Raw genomic sequence first — 972 nt, 5'->3', positions numbered from 1 at the left:
GTCAGCACCTTTGCCATCTGCACTTCGTGCGCGATTTCAGAAGTATATCGAGGAAGGGCTAAGCGGGCGGGCGGCGGCGTTACGACTGAAACTCTCGCCAGCGACCGGCGCGCGGTGGGTGCGTCAGGTTCGGACCAAGGGGAGTGCTGAACCTGCCCCGCAAGGGCCTCCACGCGGGAGAGGAAAGCTGGCTCCGCACCGGGCGTTCATTGAGGATCTGATCGCGCAAGATCCCGACATCACGCTCTTTGAATTGCGCGACGCGCTGGCGGATGCCGAGGGCGTAAAAGTGCACCATTCGTCCATCGCCAACCTGCTGTCGCGGCTTGGCTTCACGTACAAAAAAAGTCATTGGTCGCCACCGAACGCCGCCGTGCCAAAGTAAGGCAGCAACGGGCCGATTGGTTCAGACATCGGCTTCCCGCCATTTCAGCCTTGCCTGATCGCGTTGTCTTCATTGACGAAACCGCCGTGAAGACAAACCTCACCCGCCTGCGCGGCAGGGCCAAGCGAGGGGAGCGCCTGACGATGGATGCGCCCTTTGGGAGCTGGGGAACCCAAACACTGATCGCAGGGCTGACCGCAGACGCCCTGATCGCGCCATGGGTGATCAAGGGTGCAATGGATGGACCGGCATTCGCAGCTTACGTGCAAAAAGTCCTGGTCCCGGAGATCGCGCCGGGCACCGTAGTCATCCTCGACAACCTCGCCACGCATCGCAACAAAGAAGCAGCGCAGGCCATGCACGACCACGGCTGCTGGTTCCTCTTCTTGCCGCCATACTCCCCTGATCTGAACCCTATCGAACAAGCATTCTCGAAACTGAAAGCTCACCTCCGGCGGATCGGCGCGAGAACCTTCACCGATGTCTTTGATGCCATCGGGAACATCTGTGATCTCTACGACCCAAACGAGTGCTGGAACTACTTCAAGGCTGCCGGATATGTCTCAGGTTAATGCCGAAACGCTTTA

General features: G+C 59.6%; 1 protein-coding gene. It reads left to right on the top strand.

Going from position 1 to position 972, the window contains the following annotated elements; translation table 11 throughout:
* Window positions 1–10 precede the first annotated feature (10 nt).
* A protein-coding gene (locus tag M3P21_RS22325; protein ID WP_249713711.1) for an IS630 family transposase occupies window positions 11–957 on the top strand; the annotation gives its coding sequence in 2 pieces (ribosomal slippage) (window positions 11–340 and window positions 343–957; 945 coding nt in all).
* The last annotated feature ends 15 nt before the right edge of the window (window positions 958–972 follow it).

The sequence above is a fragment of the Ruegeria spongiae genome, from assembly GCF_023502395.1.
Classification (GTDB): domain Bacteria; phylum Pseudomonadota; class Alphaproteobacteria; order Rhodobacterales; family Rhodobacteraceae; genus Ruegeria_C; species Ruegeria_C spongiae.
Note: the sequence above shows the minus strand (reverse complement) of the source record. Positions and strands in the feature narration are given on the sequence as shown.